Genomic DNA, 25,364 nt, shown 5'->3' with positions numbered 1-25,364 from the left:
CGGTTCGTATAAACGCTAGGCGTGTGCGTTTACAGGTTCAGAAGGGTAATGATGGAATCGCTGAGCGCTTCCATATACAGCGGATCACTGTTCAACGAGTCGATCCGCTCAAGCCGCATATCCATTTCTTTGGCGATGCTCTTCGCCTCAATATCCAGGTCATAAAGCACCTCGAGATGGTCCGAGACGAAGCCGACAGGAGCGACAAGCACATCCTCGACCTGCTCCTCTTTATTCAGCGTCTGGAGCGTATCCAGAATGTCCGGGCCTAGCCACGGCTCCGCCGTCCGTCCCGCGCTTTGCCAAGTGAACTGCCAATGCTTCACGCCGGCCTTCTCCGCTACAGCCTTCGATGTCTCCAGCAATTGATCCTGGTAAGGATCGCCCATGGAGAGAATCCGTTCCGGAAGGCTGTGAGCGCTGAACAGCACGCGCACGCTATCCCGGTTCGCTCCAGCTTCCTCGAACTGGTTCAGCTTCGCCGATACCCGGTCCGCAAATGCCTCGATCAGCTTCGGATGCAGATGATAGCTTTCCACGAACGAAATGTCGAGTCCAAGCTCGTCGGCTTTCGCCTTCGCCCGCTTCACGTAAGAGCCGATGCTCATCGTAGAATAATGGGGCGCAAGGACGATTCCGACCGCTTTCGTAATCCCGTCCTGCACCATCTTCTCCACGCCGTCTTCAATATACGGAGCTGCATGCTTCAGTCCCTGATAGCAAACGAATTCGACATCCGTCGCGCGGGGGTCCACGTTCAGCGTGTCCTGCAGCGTACGGACCTGCCGGTCGGTATTCTCGCGGAGCGGGAACACGCCTCCCACGATGGCCTCATAGCGTTCCGTCAGCTCGCGCAGCTGCTCCTCGGAAGGCTTATTTCCCCGGCGGATATGGGTATAATAGCTTTCGATTCCTTCCATGCTTTCCGGCGTTCCGTAGGACATGACCAACACGCCAATTTTATTCTTCATAACCTTCTCACCTCTAGCTATTAAGTATTCGTTCTCTAAGCTCGCTGTGCGGCGGTCTTTAATGCCTGCGCCGAGTATTCATGGATGTAGGAGGTTAGCTCGCGCAGCTTCTCCAGCGAAGCTTCCGGAAACAGTCCATGCCCCAGGTTAAACACAAAGCCGGGCTCTTGAATCCCTTGATCGATAATTTCTTTCGCATACTGCTGAATCAGCGGCATCGGACCGGTGAGCACGGTCGGATCGAGGTTGCCTTGAACGGCATATTTACCGCCCAAGCGGCGGCGCCCTTCGCTAATGGACACTCTCCAGTCGAGGCCGATGACGTCGGCCCGGAGTTCCGTCAGGGTCGGCAGCAGCTCTCCGGAGCTGACGCCCGGAAAATAAATTTTAGGCACGTTCAAATCCGCCAGCTCCGCAAAAATCCGTTCGATCGTCGGCAGGACGAAGGTGCGGAAATCCTGAGGAGACAGCGCGCCGACCCAGCTGTCGAACAGCTGGAACGCCTTGCCGCCATTGCTCACATGCGCTCTCAGATAAGCGATGACCATATCGCCGAGCTTGTCCATCAAGGAGAACCATACCTTCGGCTCGCTGTACATGAGCTCTTTCGTCCGCAGATAATTTTTCGAAGGTCTTCCTTCGATCAAATAGCTGGCGATCGTAAACGGCGCGCCCGCAAACGTAATGAGCGGCACCTCCAGCTCTCTGTCCAAGATTCGGATCGTTTCCAGCACATGTCCAAGATCGCCCTCCACATCAATCGGGCGGAGCTTTTCGACATCGGCTGCTGTACGTATCGGTTGATCGATAACGGGCCCGATATTTTTCACAATATCGAAGTCGACCCCGATCGAAGCAACCGGATTCATGATGTCGGAATATAGAATCGCCGCATCGACACCGAGCTTCCGTACCGGCATCAGCGTCACTTCAGCCGCAAGCTCGGGCTGGCTGCAAATTTCCAGAAGGGAGTATTTCTCTTTAATCTTTCGGTACTCCGGGTCATAGCGCCCGGCCTGCCGCATGTACCATACAGGAACATGGCTGATATCCTGCTTGCGGCATGCGCGGATAAATTGATCGTTGTAGGTCATGATTAGGCCCCCATCAATAGTTCATCATAGTTCATCATAGTTCATCAATGTGTATAAAGTTTCCTAATGTTCATTATGCCCTTTTTAAAAGTAAGTAACAACCGTCTTACATGGACATCCTATGAAAATCAGATGACAATCTTATGACATTGTCAACATTTGGCGCTTTTCAGATGTGTTATACTGAAAGAACGGCATTTTTTAGGGTATGCATAATTTGAGGGCCCGGATCACTTCGGGCTGGACAGCTTAGAAAGGAAGTGAGTGAGCACATTGAACCGTTGGAAAATCAATCTCATTGTGCTTTGGTTCGGGCAGTTTTTGGTCAACTCCGGGATGACGATGATCACCCCGTTCCTGACACTGTATTTGGCGCAGGACCTCCATGTCACGGGGGAACGGGAAATTGGAGTATGGGCAGGACTCATATTCGCAGCCAACTTCCTGACCTCATTTATTTTTCAACCGATCTGGGGGAAGGTGGCCGACAAGTACGGCCGCAAGCTGATGCTGCTTCGTTCGGGGTTCGGCATGGCGATCGTTATCGGCTGTATGGGATTTGCCACCCATCCATGGCATCTGCTTGCCTTGCGTCTGCTGAACGGGACGATTTCCGGCTTCAACCCGGCGGCGATATCGCTTGTATCGGGCACCACGCCGAAGAACCGGATGGGCTTTGCCATGGGCATCATGCAATCCGGACAAGTTGCCGGAACGATCCTTGGCCCCTTGATCGGCGGCGTCATGGCCAACTGGGTCGGATACCGTCCGATCTTCTTCATTACAGGCGGTCTGATATTTGCCGCTTCGCTGCTTGCCTTGTTTCTGGTTAAGGAAAAATTCGACCGGGAGGAAGCCGCTCACACGCCTCAGGTCTCGGTTATCGGCGGCCTGAAGGAGCTCAGCCATATTCCGCAGCTTCCGTCACTGTTCGCCGTTACGTTTCTGCTGCAGTTCGCAATGATCAGTCCGATGTCGCTCTTGCCGCTGTACGTCCAGAAGCTTCACGGCACGGCCGAGGATATCGCGATATGGGCCGGCTTCGTCGTTGCGGTAACCGGCCTCTCCAACATGATCGCCTCACCGATCCTCGGAAGGCTAAGCGACAAGGTCGGTGCACATCGGATATTGACGTATGCCTTGATCGGCACCGGGCTCACCTTGATCCCGCAGGCATTCGTACAGTCCGTGTGGCAGCTGATCCTGGTGCGGTTCATGATGGGCGTCTTTATGGGCGGACTCCTGCCGAGCGTCAATGCGCTGATCCGCTCGTACACGCCGGACGGTATGGAGAGCCGTTCATTCGGCTTCAACACAAGCTCGCTCGCGCTCGGCAATATGCTGGGCGCCGTCATCGGCGGTTTTTTAGCCGGGTTTATCGGGATCGAGGGATTGTTCATCACCTCCGGCTGCCTGCTGATCATCAATATGCTGTGGGTAAGAAGGAAGCTGTTTGCGAGCAAGCCTGCTCCGAAATTCCGGTAGCGGCACACATAAGAACCCATACACAAAAAGGGAGATCCCGGCGGCCTACGTCCGGGATCTCCCTTTTTGTGGGTACATTCACTTTACTCGTGCCAGAATCAGCCCGTCGTAAGCAGGGAGCAGCGTGCTCACAAGCCGGTCATCCGTCGCGATTCGTTCATTAAACCGGCGTACGGCCTGCACCGATGGACCGTTCTTATCCGAATTCAGCGTTCTTCCGCGCAGGAAGCAGTTATCTCCTGCGATCAGCGCTCCCGGATTCGCCAGCTCGATGGCATAATCCAGGTACAGCGGGTAATTCTCTTTATCGGCATCGATGAAGAAAAAATCAAACGTCTTCCCTTCCCGCTTCAGCTCGGCCAGACTGTCCGCCGCAGGACCGATCCGGTATTCCACCCGATCCTTAAAGCCCGCCTTCTCCAGATGGCGGCCGGCCAGCTGCGCATACTCCTCCTTCAATTCGAGCGAGGTGAGCTTGCCATCAGCCGGAAGACCCCGGCAGAGGCAGATTCCGCTGTAGCCGCCGAGGGCGCCGATCTCCAGTATGCTGCGCGCGTCTGAAGTCTGCACGAGCAGTGTCAGCAGCCTGCCGTAAGCGGGTGCTACGGATACCTCGGGCATCCCATTTTCCCTAATGGCTTGCAGTACCTGCTTGAGCTCGTCATCTTCGGGATATAATTGATTAACATAATCGTCAGGGGTCGTCAGCAAGTGATGCCGCCTCCTTTGTTTCAGGCTTTAAGCCTTAAAATGATCCGTTAAACCTAACGAGGTCTATCATAAGACAATTGTCTTGGCGAATGCAATCGCCTATACTATAAAGATTGAACCGGCGGCGTGAAGCGCCGTACACATGTTAAATGGAGTTGACACCGTTAATGCCTCGATTACAATTGATCGCAACCGCCCCTATGGGCCTTGAAGCTATTGTCGCCCGGGAATTGAAGGAGCTCGGATATACCGATATGGAAGTAGAGAACGGAAGAGTGACCTTCTCCGGCGACCTGATCGATATTTGCCGCTGCAATCTGTGGCTCCGGACATCCGACCGCATTTTGGTGAAAATGGGCGAATTCAAAGCGATGACCTTTGACGAGCTCTTTGAGGGGACCAAAGCGCTCCCTTGGGAGCAGTGGATTCCCGCGCGCGGGGAATTTCCGGTCGAAGGACGCTCCCATAAATCCCAGCTGAGCAGCGTTCCGGCCTGCCAAGGGATCGTCAAGAAGGCGATCGTGGAGAAGCTAAAGCTGTCGCATCGTACCGAGTGGTTTCCCGAAGACGGTCCCCGGTACGTCATCGAAGTGTCGCTGCTGAAAGACCGCGCTTTATTAACGCTCGATACGACGGGACCGGCTCTGCATAAACGCGGATACCGCAAGCTCGTGACCGAGGCGCCCCTGAAGGAAACGATGGCGTCCGCCCTCCTGCAGATCAGCCGCTGGGGTCCCCACCGTCCGCTGTATGATCCGTGCTGCGGCTCCGGTACCATATTGATTGAAGCCGCTATGCAGGCTTGGAATATCGCGCCGGGTCTGCGCCGCTCATTCCCTTCCGAGCACTGGGATATCATCGGGGATAAGCTGTGGGAGGAGGCGCGAGAAGAAGCGTTCGATGCCGTAACCGACGACATCCCGCTTCACATCGCGGGAAGCGATATCGATCCGAAGGCGATCGAAGTGGCCAAGGCGGCAGCCAAAAGCGCCGGACTTGCCGGTGAGATCGACTTTAAGATTCTCCCTGCCGCCAAAGCGCTGCCTGAAGGAGAATTCGGCTGCATCATCACGAACCCTCCGTATGGCGAGCGCTTGAGCGATAAGCCGGAGGTAGAGCGGCTGATCCGCCAATTGGGCACGATGACCGGGGCGCTGCCGACATGGTCCTTCTTCGCGCTCAGCCCGACCAAGCAGTTCGAGCATTATTTCGGCCGCAAGGCGGACAAGCGTCGCAAGCTGTATAACGGCCGGATCGAATGCCAGTACTATCAGTACTTAGGCCCGTTACCTCCGCGTAAGCCTGCGCCTGAACAATCGTAAAGCTGGAGCAAGGCTTTATATCACGCCTATCACGCCAGAGCCGCCTGCAGGGCGGCTTTTTGCTCTTTCGAGAGCTTGCATCCTCTTGGGGGACATATGAGTTTGCGCCTCATTTATGTTATAAATGTAATCATCGATAACACCGGCTCGAATCGGGGAACTCCCGATGCTAGAAGGAGGGAATCTAACATTGCTATCATTTCACGCCAGGCGTGGCCTGCGAAGTCGGGTCGCCCGTATTTTACACTACAGATTCACGGCATTTTGGATCTTTCTCATACTCATGATGTACAAGCTGGTTCTGTTCGACGACAGGCTCCGGCTGACCTTGATCAAGCTCGATCAGGCGGACTATGTCATTGCGGTCGGCTCGCTGCTTCTCGTCTCGTTCTGGACCCTGTGGCTTCCCCCTAAGGCAAGGCTCGTCTCCTTGACGCTGTTAAACATGCTGTGGACCGGCATCCTCTATGCAGACCTCGTATACTACCGCTATTTCGACGATTTCATAACGGTGCCGGTGCTGCTTCAAGCCGGCCAGGTCAGCTCGCTGGGCGACAGCATCCGGTCCCTGACAGACGCGGGAGATCTGCTCTTTATAATCGATTGGCTGGTCATGATCCCGTTCACTGTCATCATGCTGCTGCGTAAAAATGGATCCGGTGCGGCACGCGGACTATCGTTTGCAGGGGAGCTTCGGCAGGAGCGAAGAAGAAGGCTTATCCTTCGTCTCGTATCCGGGTCGCTCGCTCTTATCCTGGGTCTTGGCATGACCTTGCTTCCCATTAAACGGGCGTCGGATACGTGGGCGGTCGGCCTCTTCGAAGGCAACTGGTGGAATATTACGCTGTATAACGTTACCGGATTGATCGGCTTTCATGGCTATGATCTGTATCGCTACAGCCGGGATCATGTCATCAGCCAGCCGAAGCTCGCCGGGACGGAGATCGAGCGGATTCGGGAATGGTTTGTGGCCAGTAGGTCCACCCAGCCGAATGCAGGCGGGTTGTTCGGGAAGTATAAAGACAGCAATGTCATCATGGTTCAAACGGAGGCCTTGATGAACTTCGTGATCGGACAATCCGTGAACGGTCAGGAAATTACGCCGAATCTCAATAAACTGATGAAGGAGAGTTTATATTTCAGCAATTTTTATCATCAGACCGGACAGGGACGGACCTCCGACGCCGACTTCGTCACGCACAGCTCGCTGCTGCCGCTGCCGACGGGCTCCGTATTTACCCGCTACGCGGACCGGGATTTCGATACCCTTCCGGAAATATTGAAGGACCAGGGCTATTCCGCCAACGTCTTTCACTCCTATGACGCAAGCTTCTGGAACCGGACGACGATGTACCGCGAGATGAAATACGACCATTTTTACAGCAAGAAAGATTTCGTGATGAACGATGTGCTGGGCTGGTCCCTGAGCGATAAAGCCTTATTCGACCAGTCGCTCGATTATATGAAGAATATCAAGCAGCCGTTCTATTCGTTTCTTATCACCCTGTCAAGCCATCATCCGTATCATCTCCCCGAAGCGGAACGCAAGCTGGACATCGGCGGACTCGAGGGATCGATTCTGGGGGATTATCTTCAGTCGATTCATTACGTTGACGCTGCGTTCGGCGAGCTCGTCGAGCAGATGAAGGAGCAGGGGCTGTGGGATGACACCATCCTGTTAATCTATGGGGACCATGACAACTCCATTAAGGAAAAAGAGGACTACGAGAAATTTTTGGGACGCGAGCTAAGTCCGCTCGATATGGAGCAGATCATGAATCAAGTACCGCTCCTCATTCATTTGCCGGACGGCGGCAGTGCGGGCGTGTATCCGGAACCCTCCGGCATGATGAATGTGGCGCCTTCGATTCTCCACCTGCTTGGGATAGCGGCAGATCCTTATTGGATCGGCGGGCATCTATTCGGAGACGAAGAGCGGCTGATTCCGCTGCGCACCGGGGCATTTTCCGACGGGAAGGTGTTCTATCTGCCATCCGAGGCCGCCGGACTTCAGGGCGGCACCTGCTATGATCTGGCTAGCCGTCAGCCGACCGATATTCAGGCCTGCAGCCAGGGATATGAGGAAACGCAGGAAATGCTGCAGGTGTCGGATCAGGTGATCATGTATGATTTGCTCCGTCAATTTAAAGCTTCGAGTTCTTCTGCAATCTCAAAACCTTGATCAATAGCTCCTGTTCGTCCATTTGGGCAGCCAAGTGGATACAGGGGCTTTATTTTGTGGAAAATGACCTGGATGTCGGCCGATCGGGTACGCATCGCTAAACGGGCCGGATGATTGGGCCGCACAATACAAAAAAGCCCGCTATAGAGCTTTAATGCTCGAATAGCGGGCTTGCACAGGATTCATACCTATTTCTTGCTTGAACGAAGCTTGGACAGACGTTCCTTCTCCTCGCCTAACAGCTCTTCCGCCAATTCTACGGCGTTCGGACTTCCCTGCTCCATCACCTGAGAAACCGCCCGCTCCGTGTGGGAGAGGGAATTCTCAGCCTGTCGGATCAGCTGCTCCGTAGGATGCGACATTGCCGAGGATACGGCACGGTGCAGCTTTTCTACGGAATCCAGAGCGCTATTGCTGGGATTGTTGGAATGAAGACTGGAATCGTGGCTGTTCATGTTGGTTGCTCCCTTCTGAAGTTCAGGTTCCTGTTGCCTTCTTAGCATGGATGGACAAGGCAGGAACTATACCCTTCATAAGGGAATTGTCAGGGTAAAGCCGTTAAATTATGCTCGCCTTGAATCTACTTGACGAACGGCTGCGCCTTGGCGAGCACTTCATCCTCCGTCGGCGCGCTGACATATCGGCCGTTGATATAAATGAATGCACGTTTGCCGCACGGTCCGCAGTAAGATTTGCATCCAATTTTGATCTCGGCGTCAGGCGCCATTTTCTTGATTTTCGGGATAAGGGTCTTCAGTCTCGTATGCTTGCATTTCTCGCAGACTCTTATATCATTTGCCATGTTTCATACCTTCTTTACTGCAGCAACCTAGTGGTCGCCGTGATTGCCTTTGGACGGATTCGTGATTTCGAAGCCTTCCTGTGGAAAGTAGAGATAATCAATCTTGACGCCGTCAAGGAACGGCTGCCCCTTTTCCAGAATCACATCAATCTCTTTATCGGTCGCAACCACTTCGTCGTTCTCCTTCGGCGTATCGAAATCAAGCCCGTAGTGGGCATGATCGCCGTGCGCATGGGTCACGATAACCCGAAGCAGCTTTCCTGCATTCTCTTCCTTCGCCATTTCACGCTTTATAACCTTGGCCGCATTGCGGGTGATTTTACATTTCACTATTCGTTCATCTCCTCTAAGATGATGCATTCAATAGTTTATTGTAGACCATAGTGAGGAATATGCGCAAGAGCAGGGTAATGAGGCAATTCCCTCCCGTACGGTAGGACCAGGCCATTTCCTCTGGATATGCAAAGCTTAAGCAGCCTTATTTCACCGTTCGCCGCTGCTTGTCCTGCAGCAATTGGGGATACTTTCGTTCGACGCGTGAAACGAACCAGTTCATCAGCAGCATCGTAAAGCCGATATCGTCGATCGGCAGCAGAGGCATCAGATCCGGGAGCACCCAGTAGAGTATGACCGGAACCAGAAACAAGAGCTTGTCCGGCAGTGAAACCTCGGAGGAGGCGATATAACCGAAAATACGCTGAAATACATGCGACCAGCGCCGCAGCGACCATAATCTTCTCCATTTCATGATGCTATCCCTCCATTCGAGCCGCAGTTATGATTATCATTACCCAATCTTCAAATTACAGCCTTCCGGTTTATGAGACGGTTTATTCTATACCATGTTCTTCAGCCTTCCGTTTGGCCGGGTCTTAAGCCATAAGCCGTGGCGAAAAATAACAAGACCGCTGCAGGAGATTCCATGCAGCGGCTGCTCCTAAAGGATATACGAGCTCGGCATCGCTTCCGTTTCAAATCCCAACGTTATTTCAGTGACATGAACGCGGCGGCAATGGAGCCTGCCTCAACGCATAAATCTTCAAAATCCTCCAGCGGGAGCGGATTTACGCCAAGCCCGATCTCAACGGTAAAGCCGGGTCTCCGATAATGCTGAATGAACCAATCTTTATACCCGGCATCGCTGCCCTGCAGCTTGACCGGGCGGTAGCCCGCTGCCTTGCCCAAAATCCTTGCCCAGTCTTCGGTCTCAGGCGGCTCATAATCCCTGTAATTCCAATAGATCTCCTTCCCCTGGCTGTGCAGGGAAACCGCCCTTACAGGGGATATGTCCAGGGTATGCTCGTATAAGGCTCTAGCCTCCGGCTCACACAGCGGAGCGGTCCCGGCATAATCCTGCGGGCATGGCCCCGTTTTCCCTCTGCGCTCCACCTCTTCTTCCCAGTGCGCGGGAAACTGATCGCCGAGGTCGACTCCGCGGATGTTGGCCTTCCAGCGGCGAAAATCCTCACGCCCATAATTCCAATCAAGCAGCCGGTCGTAATAAGGATGGTCCGGGGTTACCCCCTCCTGCACCAGCTCCACGCCGTCCGGATTCGCCATGGGCACGATCCATAGCGTATATTCCGTATACCATGCTTCCGGGTCCCCTCCATAAATGCGCGTGCTTCCGGACAGCGCCTTGGCGTAATCCTCTGCAAACCGCAACAGACACGGGGCGGTAATCCATTCATTGGCATGCAGGGCCGCATTCATATGAAGCGCCTTCGGGCCGACGCCGATGGAAGCGGCATGGATCGGTTTGCCGAGAACGCTTGTGCCGATCACCGTCCACTTTAGGGCCGGATACCTTATGCGCATTTCTTGAATATCGCGCTCAAGCTCATTCGGGCCGTACTCGCCCGCCAGCCTGATCAGATGCGCGGATGACGGAGCCGGCAGAACCATTGTCTTGCCAGGAGGCAGGCTGTGATCCGTTAACCCGGGATTCAGGTCGATCAAAGCGCCTACGGATAACCGGAAGGCAGCGCCGATGCGCTCCAGCGTGTCCCCCTCTTGAATGATGTACCTCCGGCGCAATGAGGAAGGGAGATACAACAATTGCCCCTTTTTCAAATAAGGCTGCTGGGCCGCCCATGGATTCGCCGTTAACAGCTGTTCCAGCGCCAGGCCGTTGCGTGCCGCGACGCGTCTTAAAGTATCGCCTTTCTGAACGACATACTGCTGCATAGTGGATTCCTTTCCGCGGCCAGAGCCGCTTCGATTATCGTCCACTCCATATATATGATTTGCGGTTTGTCCATCATGTGCCTTTGAACCGGCGGATGATACGGACGCTTGATCCGCCGGACTCGTTAACCATACGCGATCCCTATCCCATACACCGTTAGGGGCAGGTCACAAAACGGGCCGGCAGGGATTTCTTCCCTGCCGGCCCGCTCCTTTCGTCCTTTTCGCTCGATGATGATTCGTGAATTATAGCTTCGTAATCTGCCATACCACCGGCGTCCGCTTAATATGATCCCCCAGCCATTCCTTAGCGATGCTCTGGAAGATCACCGGATCTCCGGTGCAAAAAAACTGATGGACCGGACTCTCGTCATTGCTGGCGAGCTGTCCCTTGTCGTACAGAATCGTGCTGACCTCGCGCGCCGTCTCGTCAGCCGAACTGATTAGCTTCACATCCTGCCCCATAACGGTCTGGATGGGATCCATCAGGAATGGATAATGCGTACAGCCAAGGATCAGACAATCAATGGATGAGTCTTTCATTCCATTCAGTGATTCTTCGACAACCTGCAGCGAATCTTTGGATCGGAATAATCCGTGTTCCACCAGCGGAACGAGATCCGGGCAAGCCCGGCTCTCAACCTCCACATAGGGGGACAGCTGCTTCAGAGCCGCCGTATATGCTCCGCTTCCGATCGTCCCGACGGTGCCGATCACACCGACACGGCCGGTTTTCGTTGCACTGATCGCGGCTCGCGCGCCCGGATGAATGACACCGATGACAGGCACCGGCACCTTGGAGGAAATATAATCGAGCGCCGCCGCCGTAGCCGTATTGCAGGCGATGACAATCATTTTGGGATCATATTGGATTAGATAATCTACAATCTGTTCCGTAAATAAACGGACTTCTTCCGGTGTACGGGGTCCGTAGGGTGCGCGGGCAGTATCTCCGAAATAAATAATCTTCTCTCTCGGGAGCTGTCTCATCACTTCCTTAGCGACGGTCAGCCCACCCACACCTGAGTCTAGTATTGCGATTGCTTGCTGCACGAACCCACCGCTTCCTTCTCATCATATTCATGGTTTACGTGATACCATATGTCATTTCGGTTCGAAATGTACCTAAATCTTACCCCAATTCCCCCCTATCTTCAACAAGGTGCGCCAGGATTAGACAAGCGCTGGAAGACCACAGATGAACTATGGATGACACTCACGGAAAGCCTCCTAAATCCCCTTGACGCCAATTCGCCGATCTGAAAGCTACGCTTACTAGCTTGCTCGGATTTTCAACGTTAACACTGACCAAATTCCTTCTTCCTGCTGCGAAATGCAATAGTAAAAGCCGGGCCCGCATCTATAGCAGTCCCGGCTTTCGCCTATGTTCGATATGGTGGCCGCGAACCTCGCAGCGATTATGCTTGCGGATCTTTGGACTCCGGAATGAAGCTGATAAACTGCTCTTCCTCCTCAGCCTCATCATCGCTGAAAGACGACACTTGAACGATGTCTTCCTCCTCCAGCCAGGATTCTTTCCGGCCGCGCCATGCCTGAATGTCAGAGATCACGTTTTCAGCGCGATCGGTCATAATGCCGACCAGATTCAAGCCCTGCTCCCCAACCTTCTCGGCTGCCTCCTGCACCTTGCTCCCGATGCCGCGGGCGCCTTCGGCAATATCGCCCCGAAGCTCTTTTCCGGATTTCGGTGCGAGAAGAAGCGCCGTCACGGAGCCTGCAACGCTGCCGATCAATACGCCCCACAGGAGTCCTTTGCTCTTATCGTTCATACAATCCCATCCCTTCTATTTGGCCTGCCCCTCGCCGGATTTGGCGGAAGAGTATCTGCTCCATGAGTGCCATAAGGTCATGCCGGCATCAATCCATCGAAACATCTCCCCGATATGCCTTTCATTATCGAGGCGCGCCCGTTCCAGATGCTCAATCGCCGTTATCGAAGCCTTCTTCCCTACGGCATGAACGGCATCCGCCGTCTTGGCAATGGCCGAAGCTGCATCGTTCAGCGAAGCAGTTAAGGCTTCGCCCGCTGCCAGCTGCCGCTGTACCATCTCCATCGATACGGAGGCCTGCTTCAACACTTGCGAGGCTTCCTGCGCCAGCTGCGAGCTATCCTGCTCCAGCTTGGCAAGAACGGCTTCCGTATGCTGCAGCAGCTTGCGAAGGGACAGCATCATCACGATCGCTGCGCCGGCAACGATCATAATTCCAACAGCAGCCGCAAGCGCGCTCCACTCCGTCATAGGGAACTCCTCCTTTCATCCGACCGGGCGAATGCCTAGTCGCTTGATGCATTATAAGCAGGATGGGCTTGTATTGACACAGCTTTTTACATTTTTCTCGGGAGGTTCTGTAGAGGGCCTGTCTAACACGAAAAAGGCCCGGGATATCCCGGGCCGGATGTTTTACAAATGCGTCGCCAAGCCGCGCTGCACGGTTAGAATCCTTCTCCTCGCTTAAAGCTCATTCTTCAAATACTCGCGAACATGCGCCGCGAACCGCTCCAAAGTATCCGGCAGCTTCGCCGTTAACGGATGCAGCGAATGCCTGTCCCAATCGTAATATTCCTGAACCAGCGGCTTGCGGAGCCTAACCAGCTCCAGCAGCACGGCGTGCACGTCTTGAGGAAAGACCTTCTCCTCGTGGACGATATCCATAATATCCTCGTAGCTGCTTGCATCCCGCATAATAAAGCCGTCGATCAGATAGCTTCCGACATCGGTCACGACCTCGATCGCCAGATGAAGGGCCCGTTCCTGCATCATTCCCAGCACAAGTCCGCCGTCCCATGACTGCGCTGCTTTCCTGAGTCCCTCCGCAATCTCGGGAATAGCCTCAAGCCGCCGTTCAATTTGTTCCTGATTTACATAATACACGGTCAATCTCCTCCAGAGCTGTTAAATGATTATCAAACAACGGGCTACACTTCAAAGTCAACGCTGAGCGTATGATCCTTGACGGTATTAATGTAACGGATCACTTCCTGATGGACCGGATGAACCGCGTAAGCCTGCAGATCCTCAAGCGAATCGACTTCAACGATGAGAGCCAGATCGTACGAGCGCTCCGAACGGATGACATCGGCACCGGCCTCGATCGATCTCAGCATCGGTATTTTCCCTTCCATATCACGCAGCACTTGTACCGTCCGTTCAATATTTTCGGCTGTTGGCTCCTTTAATTTAAAAAACACAATATGTTTAATCACGATTGGTTCCTCCATCTCTTCGCTATGTAAAATTCCCACTTCTATCATACCCCGTTCGTGCGGAAAAGGAAATCGCTCTCATGCAGTGGTTCGAAGCCGCAGCCTGGCCTCACCGGCCGACATTGGGCAATCCATACGCCTGCCGCCCCCGCCCGAGCCAGTCCCCGCCAAAGCCACTGTCGGCTATATGCCCTCGTTGTAGGCATAGTCAACCCACCGTTTTGACGCTGTTGAACCACATATGAATGATCCTAATATAAATGGACCTCTCCGGCCGTAACAGGTTAATAAAATCCACGATGAGATGAGTATTATCCATTCTTTCCTTTCTACGATAGCGCTATCATAAGAGAACATGAACCGAAAAGGAGGATTGTACTTCATGGATAGAAATGAATATTTGCAAGTGATCGACGGGACGATTGCGAGAGGGCGATTCAAAGACGATTGGGGGTCTCTTGGAGCATTTCGTGTTCCCGAATGGTACAGAGATGCCAAATTCGGTATCTTCATCCACTGGGGTGTATACTCCGTACCCGCTTTTAAAAACGAGTGGTATCCACGCAATATGTACATTCAAAATTCAGAGGAATATGAGCATCATATTGCTACTTACGGAGAACACAAACAGTTCGGGTACAAGGATTTCATTCCGATGTTCAAGGCTGAGAGGTTTGACGCGGAAGAATGGGCCGATTTATTCAGACGCAGCGGGGCCAGATATGTAATGCCCGTTGCCGAACATCATGATGGTTTCCAAATGTACAAAAGCGGACTCTCCCGGTTTAACGCCTATGAGATGGGGCCAGGCCGGGATCTTCTCGCTGAAATGAAAACCGCTTTCGAACGCCAGGGACTGGAGCTGTGCGTCTCTTCTCACCGTGCGGAGCATTGGTTCTTCTTGTCTCACGGCAAGGATTTCGATTCGGATATCCGGGAACCGCTTGCACGCGGCGACTTCTATTGGCCGTCAATGCCGGAGCCGGATCATCAAGATCTGGCAGGCTCGCCTCCGAGTCATGAATTTTTGGAGGACTGGCTGCTCCGGTGCTGCGAGCTGGTCGACCGTTTCCGCCCTAAAGTTTTTTATTTCGACTGGTGGATTCAGACCAGCGCTTTTAAACCGTACCTGAAGAAATTCGCAGCCTATTATTATAATAAGGGCGACGAATGGGGATACCCGGTTGCCATCAATTACAAGCACGACGCTTATATGTTTGGCACGGCCGTCCCTGATGTAGAGAGAGGCCAATTTGCGGAACTGAAGCCGTACTTTTGGCAAACCGATACAGCCGTTGCGAGGAACTCCTGGTGCTATACGCCCGATAATGAATACAAATCGCCAGTCGAAATCATTCAGAATCTGGTTGATATCGTGAGCAAAAACGGCAGTTTGCTGCTCAATATTGGGCCCAAAGCAGATGGAACGATCCCCGCCGAGGACCGAGATATTCTCATTGCCATCGGAGATTGGCTGCAGGTCAATGGAGAAGCGATATACGGGACAACGTTTTGGAAAACATTCGGTGAAGGGCCTACGGAAATTAAAGAAGGTCAATTCACGGACGGAACGGCCACAGACTTCACAAGCGAAGATATCCGTTTCACAATGAAAGGATGTTATCTGTATGCAACGGTTTTGGCTTATCCTGAGGATGGCATCGTCCGCATCCGCTCGTTGAAAGAGCGTTCCCCCCACTATCATGGCATCATCCGGGATATTCGTGTGCTCGGGTTCGATGAGAAGCCGACATGGGATCGAAACGATGAAGCCTTGTCGATACAAACCGTAACCGTCAAAAGTTCGGTACCGGTCGTTTTTCAAATCGAAATCGAATGATATGGGCGAACGGACAAACCTTCCCCGCCTTCTTGTCAAAACTGCCTAGACAAGAGGCGAGGAACTCTTTTTTTCTTCCATCAATTTGAAAAGCCATGCCATACTAGGGGGGCATATCAGTATCGGCTTAAATCGTCGTGCTGTTCGTCTCTTTGTATACAAAGTAATCAAAATCAGCGTGCTTCCGGGTCCCGCCAAGATCCTGCACGCAAAGACCGATGTAGGTTCCCGTAAACCGGATATATTTGGGAGATTCATCGGACAGATGCGTGATATCGAACCATCCGCCTGCGGGATACCAGGACGGATCGTCCTGTAACGCATAGTAGAAGCAGGCACGGTCATGATCGACCACAACCTTTAACCGGATTCCGTTCACCGATTTCAGCGGAATATCCTCCAGCAGCTCATCGTAACCCCCGTATCTGGACTGAATGATTCCCAGGCACTGTCCTTTTTCTTCATGATAAGTTACCCGTAAATAAAGATAGTCTTTCGTGTCGTAATACAGAATCAGCCCTGCCATTTGCTGCGGATGGTCCGGTGCAAACTCCAGACAAGTTTCGGCTTCACACGCAAAAGCCTGCAGTCTTCGGGCGACCATGCTCTGCCTGTGCGTCGAGCTCATCGACTCCATGCCGCGCAGGCGCAAGTAACCGGGACGTTCCGTAAGGCTCAGCCACGTCGGATCCGGCGGAATACGAAGCGTATTCCAATCGCTCCGGAGCATGGCTTGATCAAAGTGGTCCATCTCCGGTGCCGGTTCAAAAGGATGCGGCTTGATTTTTGGTGCAGGCACCTGAACCTCGGGATATCGGTCACCGCTCGCAAGCCGCAGCCAGCCGTCCTCGCTCCAAACACATTGCTGCAGAGCCGTCTCACGGCCAAGTGTGCAAAACTGTCCATTGACAGGCCGGCCGACCAGGTGGGCCATGTACCATTCACCGCTGTGCGTCTCGACGAGGCTGCCGTGACCGGCCTTCTGCAGCTTTAAATCCGGCCTGCCGTATGAAGTAAGGATCGGATTGGCAGGATCGACCTCATAGGGACCTTGTAACGTACGGGATCGCGCTACCGTCACCGCATGTTCATAACCGGTTCCCCCTTCAGCCGTGAGCAGATAATAATACCCCTTATATTTGTACAGATGCGGCGCTTCCGTCAGCCCTAATTCCGTGCCCTTGAATATGTTAACGGCGGGCCCGGTCAGTTTGTGTTCCTGAACGGAAAATTCCTGGAGCACGATGCCCGAGAACCGGTTCTTTCCTTTACGGTGATCCCAAATCATATTGACCAGCCACTTGCGTCCGTCCTCATCGTGAAATAAGGAAGGATCGAACCCGCTGCTGTTCAAATACACCGGCTCAGACCACGGGCCTTCGATATCCGTCGCCGTCACAAGGTAATTATGGGTATCTTTAAAAGCGCCGACCCGGCTTTTGACATCCGTGTAGATCAGGTAAAACACGCCGTTGTCATAGCTGAGGCAGGGAGCCCATACGCCTCCGGAATCGATGTTGCCTTCCATATGCAGCTGCGATGTCCGGGTCAGCGGAGATTGTATCGGCTTCCAATGAACCAGGTCCCGGGAATGGTGAATCCGTACGCCCGGGAACCATTCGAAGGTGGATGTGGCGATATAATAATCTTCCCCTGCCCGGCATATGGACGGATCGGGATGAAAACCGCGAAGAATGGGGTTCGTGATCATATTCATTTAAGCAACCTCCGGCATGAAAATGATGATTGTACAAAAAGTGATTGTTTCAGTGCCAGCCCAGTACTTTTTTGCCGGCTTCCAGAGCGGTTATGATCCGTTCCACGTCGTACACATTTCCTCTCCATGTCCCTCCGCTGACGGACTGCAGCGCAGCCCACAGCCTGGTGTCATCCGGCAAAGCTTCATCCGGCCGCATATCGGGATGGAAAGGCCTCTGTGCCAGGATGAGAGCGCCTTCCTCCGGCGAAACCTCGACTTCCCCTTCACCGACAAAATTTATGCTGCCTTCCAGCGTGTTGCGATCCACGACGATATCAATCAAGTCACCGTTCCGAAGCTTGCCGATCGGCCCGCCTGCCAGCGCTTCGGGGCCAACATGGCCAATGCACGCCCCGGTGGAAACACCGGAAAACCGGGCATCGGTAATGAGCGACACGTATTTGCCGAAAGACAGATGCTTCAGCGCAGACGTAAGCTGGTAAGTCTCCTCCATCCCGGTCCCTGACGGACCCCGCCCGAGAAGTATGACGACGTCGCCTGCCAGAACTCCGCCGGTCTTAATCGCACGGATCGCTTCGCGTTCGGTTGTAAATACTTTGGCTCTGCCTCTGTGACGATACACGCCATGGTCATCCAGTACCGAAGGGTCGATCGATGTGGATTTGATCACAGAGCCTTCCGGAGCGATATTCCCGGTCGGAAACGTTACGGTAGAGGTAATGCCAAGACGCCGCGAATACTCCGCGCTCATAATGACACTATCCGGATCAACCCCGTCCTTCTCTTTCAGCTGCTTCCGCAGCAGATGACGGCGTTCCGACGATTCCCACCAGTCGAGCACCTCGCCCAGCGTCGTACCTGTTACGGTAAGCACGGACTCATCCAGTATGCCAAGCTGCCTGAGGTGAAGCATCACTTCAGGCACTCCTCCGGCCTGAAACACCCGAATGGTCGGGTGGAAGATCGGGCCGTTCGGCAGGGCGCTGACCAGTCTCGGCACATGCTTGTTGACCTGGATCCAGTCCTGCACCGCAGGCACGGTTAAACCGGCTGCATGGGCAATGGCGGGAATGTGGAGCAGCAGATTGGTAGAGCCGCCGAATGCGGCATGAACGGCCATCGCATTGCGAATCGCCGCATCGGTGACAATGTCCGCCATTCTAAGCCCTTCGGACTCCATGACCATGAGTGCGCGTGAGGATTGCCGAGCCATTTCGATCCAGATCGGCTGCCCGGATGGTGCAAGCGCGGCATGCGGCACCGTCATGCCCATCGCCTCGGCGACGACCTGGGCTGTTGCCGCCGTGCCTAGAAACTGGCAGCCTCCTCCCGGTGTAGCGCATGCCCGGCAGCCGAGCTCCGCCGCCGCTTCCAGGGAGAGCTCGCCGCTGACGTACCGTGCGCCGATCGTCTGAATTTTGCCGGCGTCCTCTCCATCGACAGGCGGAAGGGTGACGCCCCCGGGAACGATCACACCCGGCAGCTGTGGCATGCCCGCAAGCGCAAGCATCATCGCCGGCAAACCTTTGTCGCAAGTGGCGACGCCGATCACCCCTTTGCGCGTCGGCAAGGAGCGAATCAGTCTGCGGAACACCATGGCAGCATCGTTCCGGTATGGAAGGGAATCAAACATGCCTGTCGTTCCCTGGGATCGGCCGTCACAAGGGTCGCTGACATAGCCTGCAAACGGAATTCCACCGCGGCCCGATATCTCTTCCGCCGCAGCCTTCATGAGCAGGCCGACCTCCCAGTGGCCCGTATGGTAACCGAGGGCGGCAGGACTGCCGTCCTCGTTGCGAATTCCGCCCTGCGTGCTCAGGATCAGAAACTGTTTTCCGTTCAACTCCCCGGGCTTCCAGCCCATCCCGACATTCTGGGACATGCCGAACAAGTCGCCGCTCGGAGCGTTCCGCAGCAAGTCATCCGTTAAAGGCAGCCGTCCCGCCGCCCCGGGAGCATACGCCATAATATCGAAACAGCTTGAGTCTTTCTCCCCCATTATCGACATAATCTGTTCGTGCATGGCACCCTCCCGCCGCCTAAGACTTAACGAAAACCGTTTTGATGGAAGTGAAAAACTCGATGGCCGCTTGCCCCTGTTCCCTGGAATGCGAGCTCGACATTTTCATTCCGCCGAACGGAGCCTGCAGCTCTACGCCGGCCGTTTCCGCATTGATCCTGACCAATCCGGCATCCATATCCCGGATGAAAGACAGCATTGCGTCGACATTTTGCGTATAGATGGAGGCACTCAAGCCAAAGTCGCTGTCATTGGCCGTCTCTATGGCTTCCTCCAGGGAATCCACCGCGATCAATGCAAGCACAGGGCCGAAGATTTCTTCCCGGGCTATGGACATATGCGGTTCGACCCCCTCAAATACGGTTGGCTGGACATAAAACCCTTCTTCAAGCCCTGGACCGTCCGCTCTTTTTCCGCCGGTCAGCAGCACGGCGCCTTCATCCTGCCCTTTCTGAATATAGTTCAGCACCGTTTCGAGCTGTCCTTCGTTCGCGCACGGTCCCATCCAGCTTTCGGAAGACATGCCGTCCCCCAACCGGATCTCCCGGATTTGCGACAGGAGCTTTTCTTTAAAGGCTTCATATACTTTCCGCTCCACAATGACCCGGCTGGTGGCGGTGCATTTTTGGCCGGTGGATTTCAAGCCGCCGCTGATGGTGGCCTCGACTGCCAAGTCCAGGTCCGCATCTGCCGCGATAATGATCGGATTTTTGCCGCCCATTTCAAGCTGATACTTGGCTCCCCGCCCCAAAGCGGCGGCGCCGACTCGTTTTCCGACTTCGTTGGAACCTGTGAACGTTATCCCGTTGACATCCGGATGCTCGGCAAGCGCAGATCCGATCACCGAACCTCTGCCGCATACAAGATTGAGAACGCCTGCCGGAATTCCCGCCTCCTCAAAGCATTCCATGATTTTGGCTGCCGTGACCGCCGTTTCCTGCGCCGGCTTTAACACAACGGTATTGCCGTATATCAAAGCCGGGGCCGTCTTCCAAATCGGAATCGCTACGGGAAAATTCCATGGGGCAATGACGCCCACGACGCCAAGCGGTACACGGGTCGTAAACATCAGCGCTTCGCTGTCCGTCGAAGGAATGACATCTCCGATTTTTCGCATCCCTTCGCCGGCGTAATACCTTAGGATCGCGACGCCGCGCATCGTCTCTCCCTTAGCTTCTGCAAGCGTTTTGCCCATTTCCCTCGTCATCGCCTCGGCGACCTCGTCGGCCCGGCGTTCCAGCACATTCGCCGCCTTGTAGAGAACATTGCCGCGTTCCGCGCCGGTTAATCGCCGCCAGGCTCGGCCTGCTGCTTTGGCCGCTGCGACAGCACGGTTCAGATCCTCTATACCGGAAACCGGTACATAACCGACTACCTCATTCCGGTTTGCCGGATTGATGCTGGGTTCGGTTTCTCCGGACGCAGCCTTCACCCATTCTCCGTTGATATAGTTCCTGTATACTTGCTCTCTTTGAAATGCCGTCATGGGAATACGCCCTCCTTATTAAAAACTAATTTGATAAAACAGGGTTCACCAGCGTACCGATACTGCTGATCGAAATTTCAATCCGGTCTCCGGGCTCAAGCGTAAAATCATTAGGCGGCACAATGCTTGTGCCTGTCAAAAGCACCGTACCATCGAATAAATCGTTGTCCTTTGCCAAGAACGAGACCAGTTCATCCAGCTTTCGGTTTAATTCACTTGTACTTGCCTGGCTCTTCACGACCATGCGCCCCTCGCGGTAAATCTCGCAGACGATGCTGAATGCATATGGATTCTGCACCGTTTCCGCAAGCCGGATGGCCGGTCCGATGGAGCAGGAATTGCGCCATATTTTTGCTTGCGGCAAATACAGCGGGTTCTCCCCTTCGATATCGCGGCAGCTCATGTCATTACCCACGATGTATCCCACTATACTTCCATCAGCGGCAAGGACTAGTCCCAACTCAGGCTCTGGAATCTGCCATGTGGAATCGCTGCGCAGCGTGACGGCCTCGTTCGGTCCGATGGTGCGGGCGGCCGTGGATTTGAAAAAGATTTCCGGCCGCTCAGCGTCATAGACTTTATCGTAAAATGTCTCCGCATCCAGTCTTCCATTCGTAGCTTCATAATTTCGTGCTTCGCGGCTTCGTTGATACGTAACACCCGCCGCCCATACTTCCGGCGCGTCCAGTGGCGTGACAAGATGCAGAGAAGTCCAATCACCAGCCAGCTCACTTGTTGGACTAAAAGCGCTTTCAACCAATTGAACAGGAGAGATCCCGCGCTCCCTGGCTTGATGGATCAAAGTCATAAAATCCCGCTGCGGCAGACGATAGGCTGTTTCATCATCCGTAACGGCTGCCAGCCGCTTCCGTTGTCCGTCCAGAAATCGAATAATTCTCATTCAGGCTTGCCCCCATTTCTTCCCCATCGGGTTGATATTACTACCATAGCACCACCGATCGCCCATGACGATGCGCTAATCTCTACGACGATTTACCCTTTTCACGCATAATTTTTCTGTTAAGATGAGTCTAACCGTTACGGGAATACAGGACATACCGAGGAGGTTTGCTGTGACCAAGCTTTCCGAAGCCGCGTATTTAGGTCGTCTGCCCGATGTTCGCATGTCTTTTCAATTATTGGGGCTGCATGCAAGAAAAGTGGATTCCCGCTGGACTTATCCGTCCCACGAGCATTCCATGTACGAAATTCATTGGATGATGGACGGCGAGATGAATATGGTGGTCAATGGACAGCTGTACAAGCAGTCCGTTGGAGACTTGTTGTTCATTCGCCCCGGCATGACACATTCCTGCACGTGTGCCGGTCCGCAGGGTTTCACTTACTTCTCCGTTCATTTCAGCGTTCACGATACATCCTTTTGCAGAGAACTCAACCGCTGCAAGGACATTTATTATCCGGCAGATTCGGCTTTAGCCCAGGGACTGTCTTCTTCTCTGTCTACGCTGTACAATCTGGCCACAGAGCACTTATCCAGCCCGCTGCCGGCCTCCAAACAGATGAGGGTCCATGCCGCCGTATTCGAACTGCTCGGCTCCCTGGTCGGACAGCTGTCTCAGACCACATCCGTCACCTTATCCAGAAAAGAATCCATCGCGCGTCAGATCGCCGAGCAAATCGAGGACTCCGTAAGATATATTCATCTTCACGGTGAAATTCAGGAGACCGAGCGAACCTGGATCCAAGACATCGCCAAGTCGCTGAACCTTAGTCCGTCGCAGGTTAATCGGATTTTTCGGCAGGTATACGGCAGAGCACCGCGCAAGTTTCTATCCGAAACCCTCCTGAATGAGGCCCAGCGGCTGTTGAAGCAAACAGACCTAAGCATTGACCATATTGCGATGATGCTGGGGTATAAGACCAATGCGCATTTCAGCCGCCAATTCAAGCGGTGGACCGGCATCGCACCAAGCGAGTTCCGCATCCATTCCCAGCAGCCATCGGCAGCCGGCCCGGATCATCCGGATTATTGAACCAAATTGCGAATAGAACCGGCCGGCGGCAGTTTTTTTTGTTAGGCATAGACAAGTCTAATGAAACATTTAAGCTTTGTTGCCAACTGTACACCCTACGAGATACAGATCATTTGATATTCGTTGAGTCGACGAGACATCATCACTTTAACGTTGCCGGATTCATACTCCAGCGGCGTGTTTCTGGGTACGGCAAGCACTTCTTTCACAGGTCTGTCGCAGTACGCGTTGATTATGCAACAACGAAATGGAAACAAATGTTTAGACGTTGGCTATTGAAAAGTTAGTGTCGAATATTGTAGTATTGTGTTAAAAAAAATCGGAGGAATTATGCCTACACCATTGCAGCAAGAAAAACACTCCATTGAGGCGTGGTCCCTGATCAATAGGAAATATTTGGGGAAAGGCGTGCGAGTCAAGCGCTTTCGGAGGCCGACCCGCTGCCAAATTCGCAACCGCGTCCTCCTTGCCATTCTAATGGCCAATGACATCAAACTGTCTCAGCTTGCCGAAGAATTGGGAGTTTCCTCGCGCAGCGTCAGTGCTTGGGTATATGAGGGACGCGTACCCGGAAAGCAAAATCTGGAGAAAGCCTGCAGTTACCTCGGGTATCCCCGTCATATTCTGTTCCGGGAGGAGCTGCTGGAGCAGTCCCCGCTGATCTGCCAGCCTGCACCGTCGCGCTTTATGAAGCGGACGTTGACACGCTCGCCGGTCAGTAACCGGATCCTGACAGGCCTATGCATGGTGCACGATTTGTCGGTAAGCGATGTGAGCCGCTGGATCGGCGTGCATCCCGGCACATTCCGCAAATGGCTGCATCAAGGAACGGTTCCATCGGCAGCATTTCAGGAGAAAGCGGAACAATTTTTCCGCATTCCAAAATCGGTCCTGTTTGCAGACTGCATCCTGAACAAACATTCGTAAAGCAAGAACGAAATGAACTCATAACCTCTTCATCAACTGCTCTGCGCGACCTTACCCGGATTAAGGCTCGCCGGGCTTTTTTTCTTCTCGCCGGCATGTTCTTGGCGTTAACTGGGAATATTGTTCGTTGAGGTGATGGTCTGGCATGAGCTTAAATCAGAAGAACGGTGCTGCGCTGGGTCTGCTGGCAGGAACGACATTCGGCAGCGGCATCGGTTTTTTGCTGGGGTGGCACTCCTATGATCTGGTCATCAGCGTAGCCGCCGGCGGTATTCTCGGCATTGCAGGAGGCATATGGCTCAGCTGCCGAATTCTGTTCAAGGAACTGCCCTGAGCGAAGCCCCGGTTGAAACAACCGCAGGAGCAAAAATATAAAGCAAACAAGCAGGCCGGATAAGAGAGCTACCTCTTGCCCGTGCCTGCTTGTTTTACGTTGGTGTGGATTTCTTCCATTCCGCCTGATCTTCTTCTATGTTACAGCCATTCGCCATGACCGTGAAGATCCTGCTGGTGATTCTGAAGCCGCCAGCCAATTAACGGCTCCCGCAAATCTTCCGGTTTCCGGGTCGTATCCGGACCCTCGGATTCTCCCCAGGTTTTCCCCCCGTCTTCCGTTCTCGCCGATCCGCTGAACCCCGTGTCCGGCGATACGAAATGAAGAAATCCCCCATTCGGCGTCCTGCCGATCTTGTTCCAGACCTGTCCCCCGTCCGTCGACTGATATAAATCATTGTTCTCCATGACGGCCCATACGTGGTTTGCGTTCAAGGCAAAGATTTGGCGAACCGTCTCCTCGGGATAAGCCTGCACCTCCCAATCAGTTCCACCGTCATCACTGAAGGCAATCCATCCGTCTCCCCCAATCCATCCGGCTTGGTGATTGATAAGCCACATGGCCGTAACATCCGTGAGATCCACTTCGTCTTTGCTCTTTCCATCCGCTTCGCCACTTGAACCCTGGCCGGCAGGTTCTGATGGGTTCCCCTCGGACTGATCCGTCTTCGAGGATTTCCCGCCGGATGCCGATCCGTCCGAATCGCTCCGCTTCCCGTCATGGTTCTGCGTAAGCGATACGGGAGCAGGAGCGACAACGCTGCTCCCGGAATCGGGCGCCTCACAACCGGCTGTCACGGACAGCAAGACGACCAGCAGCAACCATGTGCCGAACCGGTTTCGTACGTTTGCCATTTCGACCACTCCCCCTTCCCGGTCAAATTCCCCCTGCTGTCAATCTATCCATGATGGAACGGCGATAACATAACGCCAGCTCCAAGACCATTCAATTACTATAAGTATAATGGCAACACCCCATAAAACGGAACAGGAAAAAACGCTTATCCGGGAGGTTCTAAGAGCAGCATAATTATCGATTCACCTGCTTGCCATTTGAATCATCT

Annotated in this window: 25 protein-coding genes; 7 read left to right on the top strand and 18 right to left on the bottom strand. The window is 53.8% G+C overall.

Translation table 11 applies throughout. The features are described 5' to 3' along the window. Window positions 1-29: 29 nt before the first annotated feature. Together hemH and hemE are read right to left on the bottom strand one after the other, a co-directional pair. The gene (gene hemH / locus NSQ46_RS08910; protein WP_210095052.1) at window positions 30-971 is read right to left on the bottom strand and encodes a ferrochelatase; all 942 of its coding nucleotides are present in this window, start codon (window positions 969-971) and stop codon (window positions 30-32) included. 35 nt (window positions 972-1,006) lie between these two features. Beyond that, entirely contained in the window at window positions 1,007-2,065 is a 1,059-nt protein-coding gene (gene hemE, locus NSQ46_RS08905) for a uroporphyrinogen decarboxylase (RefSeq protein ID WP_210095051.1), read from the bottom strand. A gap of 273 nt (window positions 2,066-2,338) precedes the next feature. Between hemE and NSQ46_RS08900 the strand changes: the two genes are divergently transcribed. After that, entirely contained in the window at window positions 2,339-3,550 is a 1,212-nt protein-coding gene (locus tag NSQ46_RS08900) for an MFS transporter (protein WP_034273196.1), read from the top strand. Window positions 3,551-3,628: 78 nt separating this feature from the next. Here the strand turns inward: NSQ46_RS08900 and NSQ46_RS08895 are convergent, their stop codons facing one another. Then, window positions 3,629-4,261 (bottom strand): O-methyltransferase, encoded by a 633-nt coding sequence (locus tag NSQ46_RS08895; RefSeq protein WP_251537759.1) that lies wholly within the window; start codon window positions 4,259-4,261, stop codon window positions 3,629-3,631. A 167-nt stretch (window positions 4,262-4,428) separates the two neighbouring features. Between NSQ46_RS08895 and NSQ46_RS08890 the strand changes: the two genes are divergently transcribed. After that, window positions 4,429-5,583: a class I SAM-dependent RNA methyltransferase gene (locus NSQ46_RS08890; protein WP_028405170.1), complete on the top strand. Its 1,155-nt coding sequence runs from the start codon at window positions 4,429-4,431 to the stop codon at window positions 5,581-5,583. A gap of 166 nt (window positions 5,584-5,749) precedes the next feature. Next, window positions 5,750-7,765, top strand: coding sequence for an LTA synthase family protein (locus NSQ46_RS08885; RefSeq protein WP_342576658.1), 2,016 nt, complete (start codon window positions 5,750-5,752; stop codon window positions 7,763-7,765). A 188-nt stretch (window positions 7,766-7,953) separates the two neighbouring features. Here the strand turns inward: NSQ46_RS08885 and NSQ46_RS08880 are convergent, their stop codons facing one another. From NSQ46_RS08880 to NSQ46_RS08835, 10 genes are all read right to left on the bottom strand, one after another. Further along, a complete protein-coding gene (locus tag NSQ46_RS08880; RefSeq protein ID WP_007127676.1) occupies window positions 7,954-8,220 on the bottom strand; it encodes a hypothetical protein in 267 nt (88 codons plus the stop codon). Between the two features lie 125 nt (window positions 8,221-8,345). Beyond that, the gene (locus tag NSQ46_RS08875) at window positions 8,346-8,567 is read right to left on the bottom strand and encodes a DUF1450 domain-containing protein (RefSeq protein ID WP_007127675.1); all 222 of its coding nucleotides are present in this window, start codon (window positions 8,565-8,567) and stop codon (window positions 8,346-8,348) included. A gap of 27 nt (window positions 8,568-8,594) precedes the next feature. Beyond that, complete coding sequence (locus tag NSQ46_RS08870) at window positions 8,595-8,897, bottom strand: hypothetical protein (RefSeq protein ID WP_007127674.1); 303 nt, start codon at window positions 8,895-8,897, stop codon at window positions 8,595-8,597. Window positions 8,898-9,045: 148 nt separating this feature from the next. Next, window positions 9,046-9,315, bottom strand: coding sequence for a hypothetical protein (locus NSQ46_RS08865; RefSeq protein WP_007127673.1), 270 nt, complete (start codon window positions 9,313-9,315; stop codon window positions 9,046-9,048). A gap of 236 nt (window positions 9,316-9,551) precedes the next feature. Beyond that, a complete protein-coding gene (locus tag NSQ46_RS08860) occupies window positions 9,552-10,754 on the bottom strand; it encodes a M14 family zinc carboxypeptidase (RefSeq protein ID WP_342576657.1) in 1,203 nt (400 codons plus the stop codon). Between the two features lie 246 nt (window positions 10,755-11,000). Further along, complete coding sequence (gene racE, locus NSQ46_RS08855) at window positions 11,001-11,807, bottom strand: glutamate racemase (protein ID WP_007127671.1); 807 nt, start codon at window positions 11,805-11,807, stop codon at window positions 11,001-11,003. Between the two features lie 365 nt (window positions 11,808-12,172). Continuing rightward, the gene (locus NSQ46_RS08850) at window positions 12,173-12,544 is read right to left on the bottom strand and encodes a YtxH domain-containing protein (protein ID WP_007127670.1); all 372 of its coding nucleotides are present in this window, start codon (window positions 12,542-12,544) and stop codon (window positions 12,173-12,175) included. 15 nt (window positions 12,545-12,559) lie between these two features. Then, entirely contained in the window at window positions 12,560-13,015 is a 456-nt protein-coding gene (locus NSQ46_RS08845) for a DUF948 domain-containing protein (RefSeq protein WP_007127669.1), read from the bottom strand. A 213-nt stretch (window positions 13,016-13,228) separates the two neighbouring features. Beyond that, window positions 13,229-13,648, bottom strand: coding sequence for a HepT-like ribonuclease domain-containing protein (locus NSQ46_RS08840; RefSeq protein ID WP_007127668.1), 420 nt, complete (start codon window positions 13,646-13,648; stop codon window positions 13,229-13,231). A gap of 44 nt (window positions 13,649-13,692) precedes the next feature. Further along, a complete protein-coding gene (locus tag NSQ46_RS08835) occupies window positions 13,693-13,980 on the bottom strand; it encodes a Dabb family protein (RefSeq protein WP_007127667.1) in 288 nt (95 codons plus the stop codon). Window positions 13,981-14,362: 382 nt separating this feature from the next. Between NSQ46_RS08835 and NSQ46_RS08830 the strand changes: the two genes are divergently transcribed. Continuing rightward, entirely contained in the window at window positions 14,363-15,820 is a 1,458-nt protein-coding gene (locus tag NSQ46_RS08830) for an alpha-L-fucosidase (RefSeq protein ID WP_007127666.1), read from the top strand. Window positions 15,821-15,947: 127 nt separating this feature from the next. On the opposite strand, the gene NSQ46_RS08825 is transcribed toward NSQ46_RS08830, so the two are convergent. The 4 genes from NSQ46_RS08825 to NSQ46_RS08810 are packed head-to-tail and all read right to left on the bottom strand — an operon-like array spanning window position 15,948 to window position 21,947. Beyond that, complete coding sequence (locus tag NSQ46_RS08825; protein WP_342576656.1) at window positions 15,948-17,537, bottom strand: glycoside hydrolase family 43 protein; 1,590 nt, start codon at window positions 17,535-17,537, stop codon at window positions 15,948-15,950. A 49-nt stretch (window positions 17,538-17,586) separates the two neighbouring features. Then, window positions 17,587-19,563 (bottom strand): YjhG/YagF family D-xylonate dehydratase, encoded by a 1,977-nt coding sequence (locus NSQ46_RS08820; RefSeq protein WP_342576655.1) that lies wholly within the window; start codon window positions 19,561-19,563, stop codon window positions 17,587-17,589. A 16-nt stretch (window positions 19,564-19,579) separates the two neighbouring features. Continuing rightward, entirely contained in the window at window positions 19,580-21,046 is a 1,467-nt protein-coding gene (gucD, locus tag NSQ46_RS08815) for an alpha-ketoglutaric semialdehyde dehydrogenase GucD (protein WP_342576654.1), read from the bottom strand. 25 nt (window positions 21,047-21,071) lie between these two features. Next, complete coding sequence (locus tag NSQ46_RS08810; protein WP_342576653.1) at window positions 21,072-21,947, bottom strand: fumarylacetoacetate hydrolase family protein; 876 nt, start codon at window positions 21,945-21,947, stop codon at window positions 21,072-21,074. A gap of 172 nt (window positions 21,948-22,119) precedes the next feature. On the opposite strand from NSQ46_RS08810, the gene NSQ46_RS08805 reads away from it, so the two are divergent. From NSQ46_RS08805 to NSQ46_RS08795, 3 genes are all read left to right on the top strand, one after another. Further along, window positions 22,120-23,040 (top strand): AraC family transcriptional regulator, encoded by a 921-nt coding sequence (locus tag NSQ46_RS08805; protein ID WP_144867557.1) that lies wholly within the window; start codon window positions 22,120-22,122, stop codon window positions 23,038-23,040. A 330-nt stretch (window positions 23,041-23,370) separates the two neighbouring features. Continuing rightward, a complete protein-coding gene (locus NSQ46_RS08800; protein ID WP_007127651.1) occupies window positions 23,371-23,967 on the top strand; it encodes a helix-turn-helix transcriptional regulator in 597 nt (198 codons plus the stop codon). A 145-nt stretch (window positions 23,968-24,112) separates the two neighbouring features. Beyond that, window positions 24,113-24,301, top strand: a complete 189-nt coding sequence (locus NSQ46_RS08795) for a hypothetical protein (protein ID WP_144867556.1) — start codon at window positions 24,113-24,115, stop codon at window positions 24,299-24,301. Window positions 24,302-24,441: 140 nt separating this feature from the next. Here the strand turns inward: NSQ46_RS08795 and NSQ46_RS08790 are convergent, their stop codons facing one another. Next, window positions 24,442-25,155 (bottom strand): hypothetical protein, encoded by a 714-nt coding sequence (locus NSQ46_RS08790; RefSeq protein ID WP_342576652.1) that lies wholly within the window; start codon window positions 25,153-25,155, stop codon window positions 24,442-24,444. Window positions 25,156-25,364: the final 209 nt, after the last annotated feature.

Source organism: Paenibacillus sp. FSL M8-0142 (assembly GCF_038597315.1).
Taxonomy (GTDB): domain Bacteria; phylum Bacillota; class Bacilli; order Paenibacillales; family Paenibacillaceae; genus Paenibacillus_AQ; species Paenibacillus_AQ lactis.
This window is presented reverse-complemented; position numbering and strand designations above follow the sequence as displayed.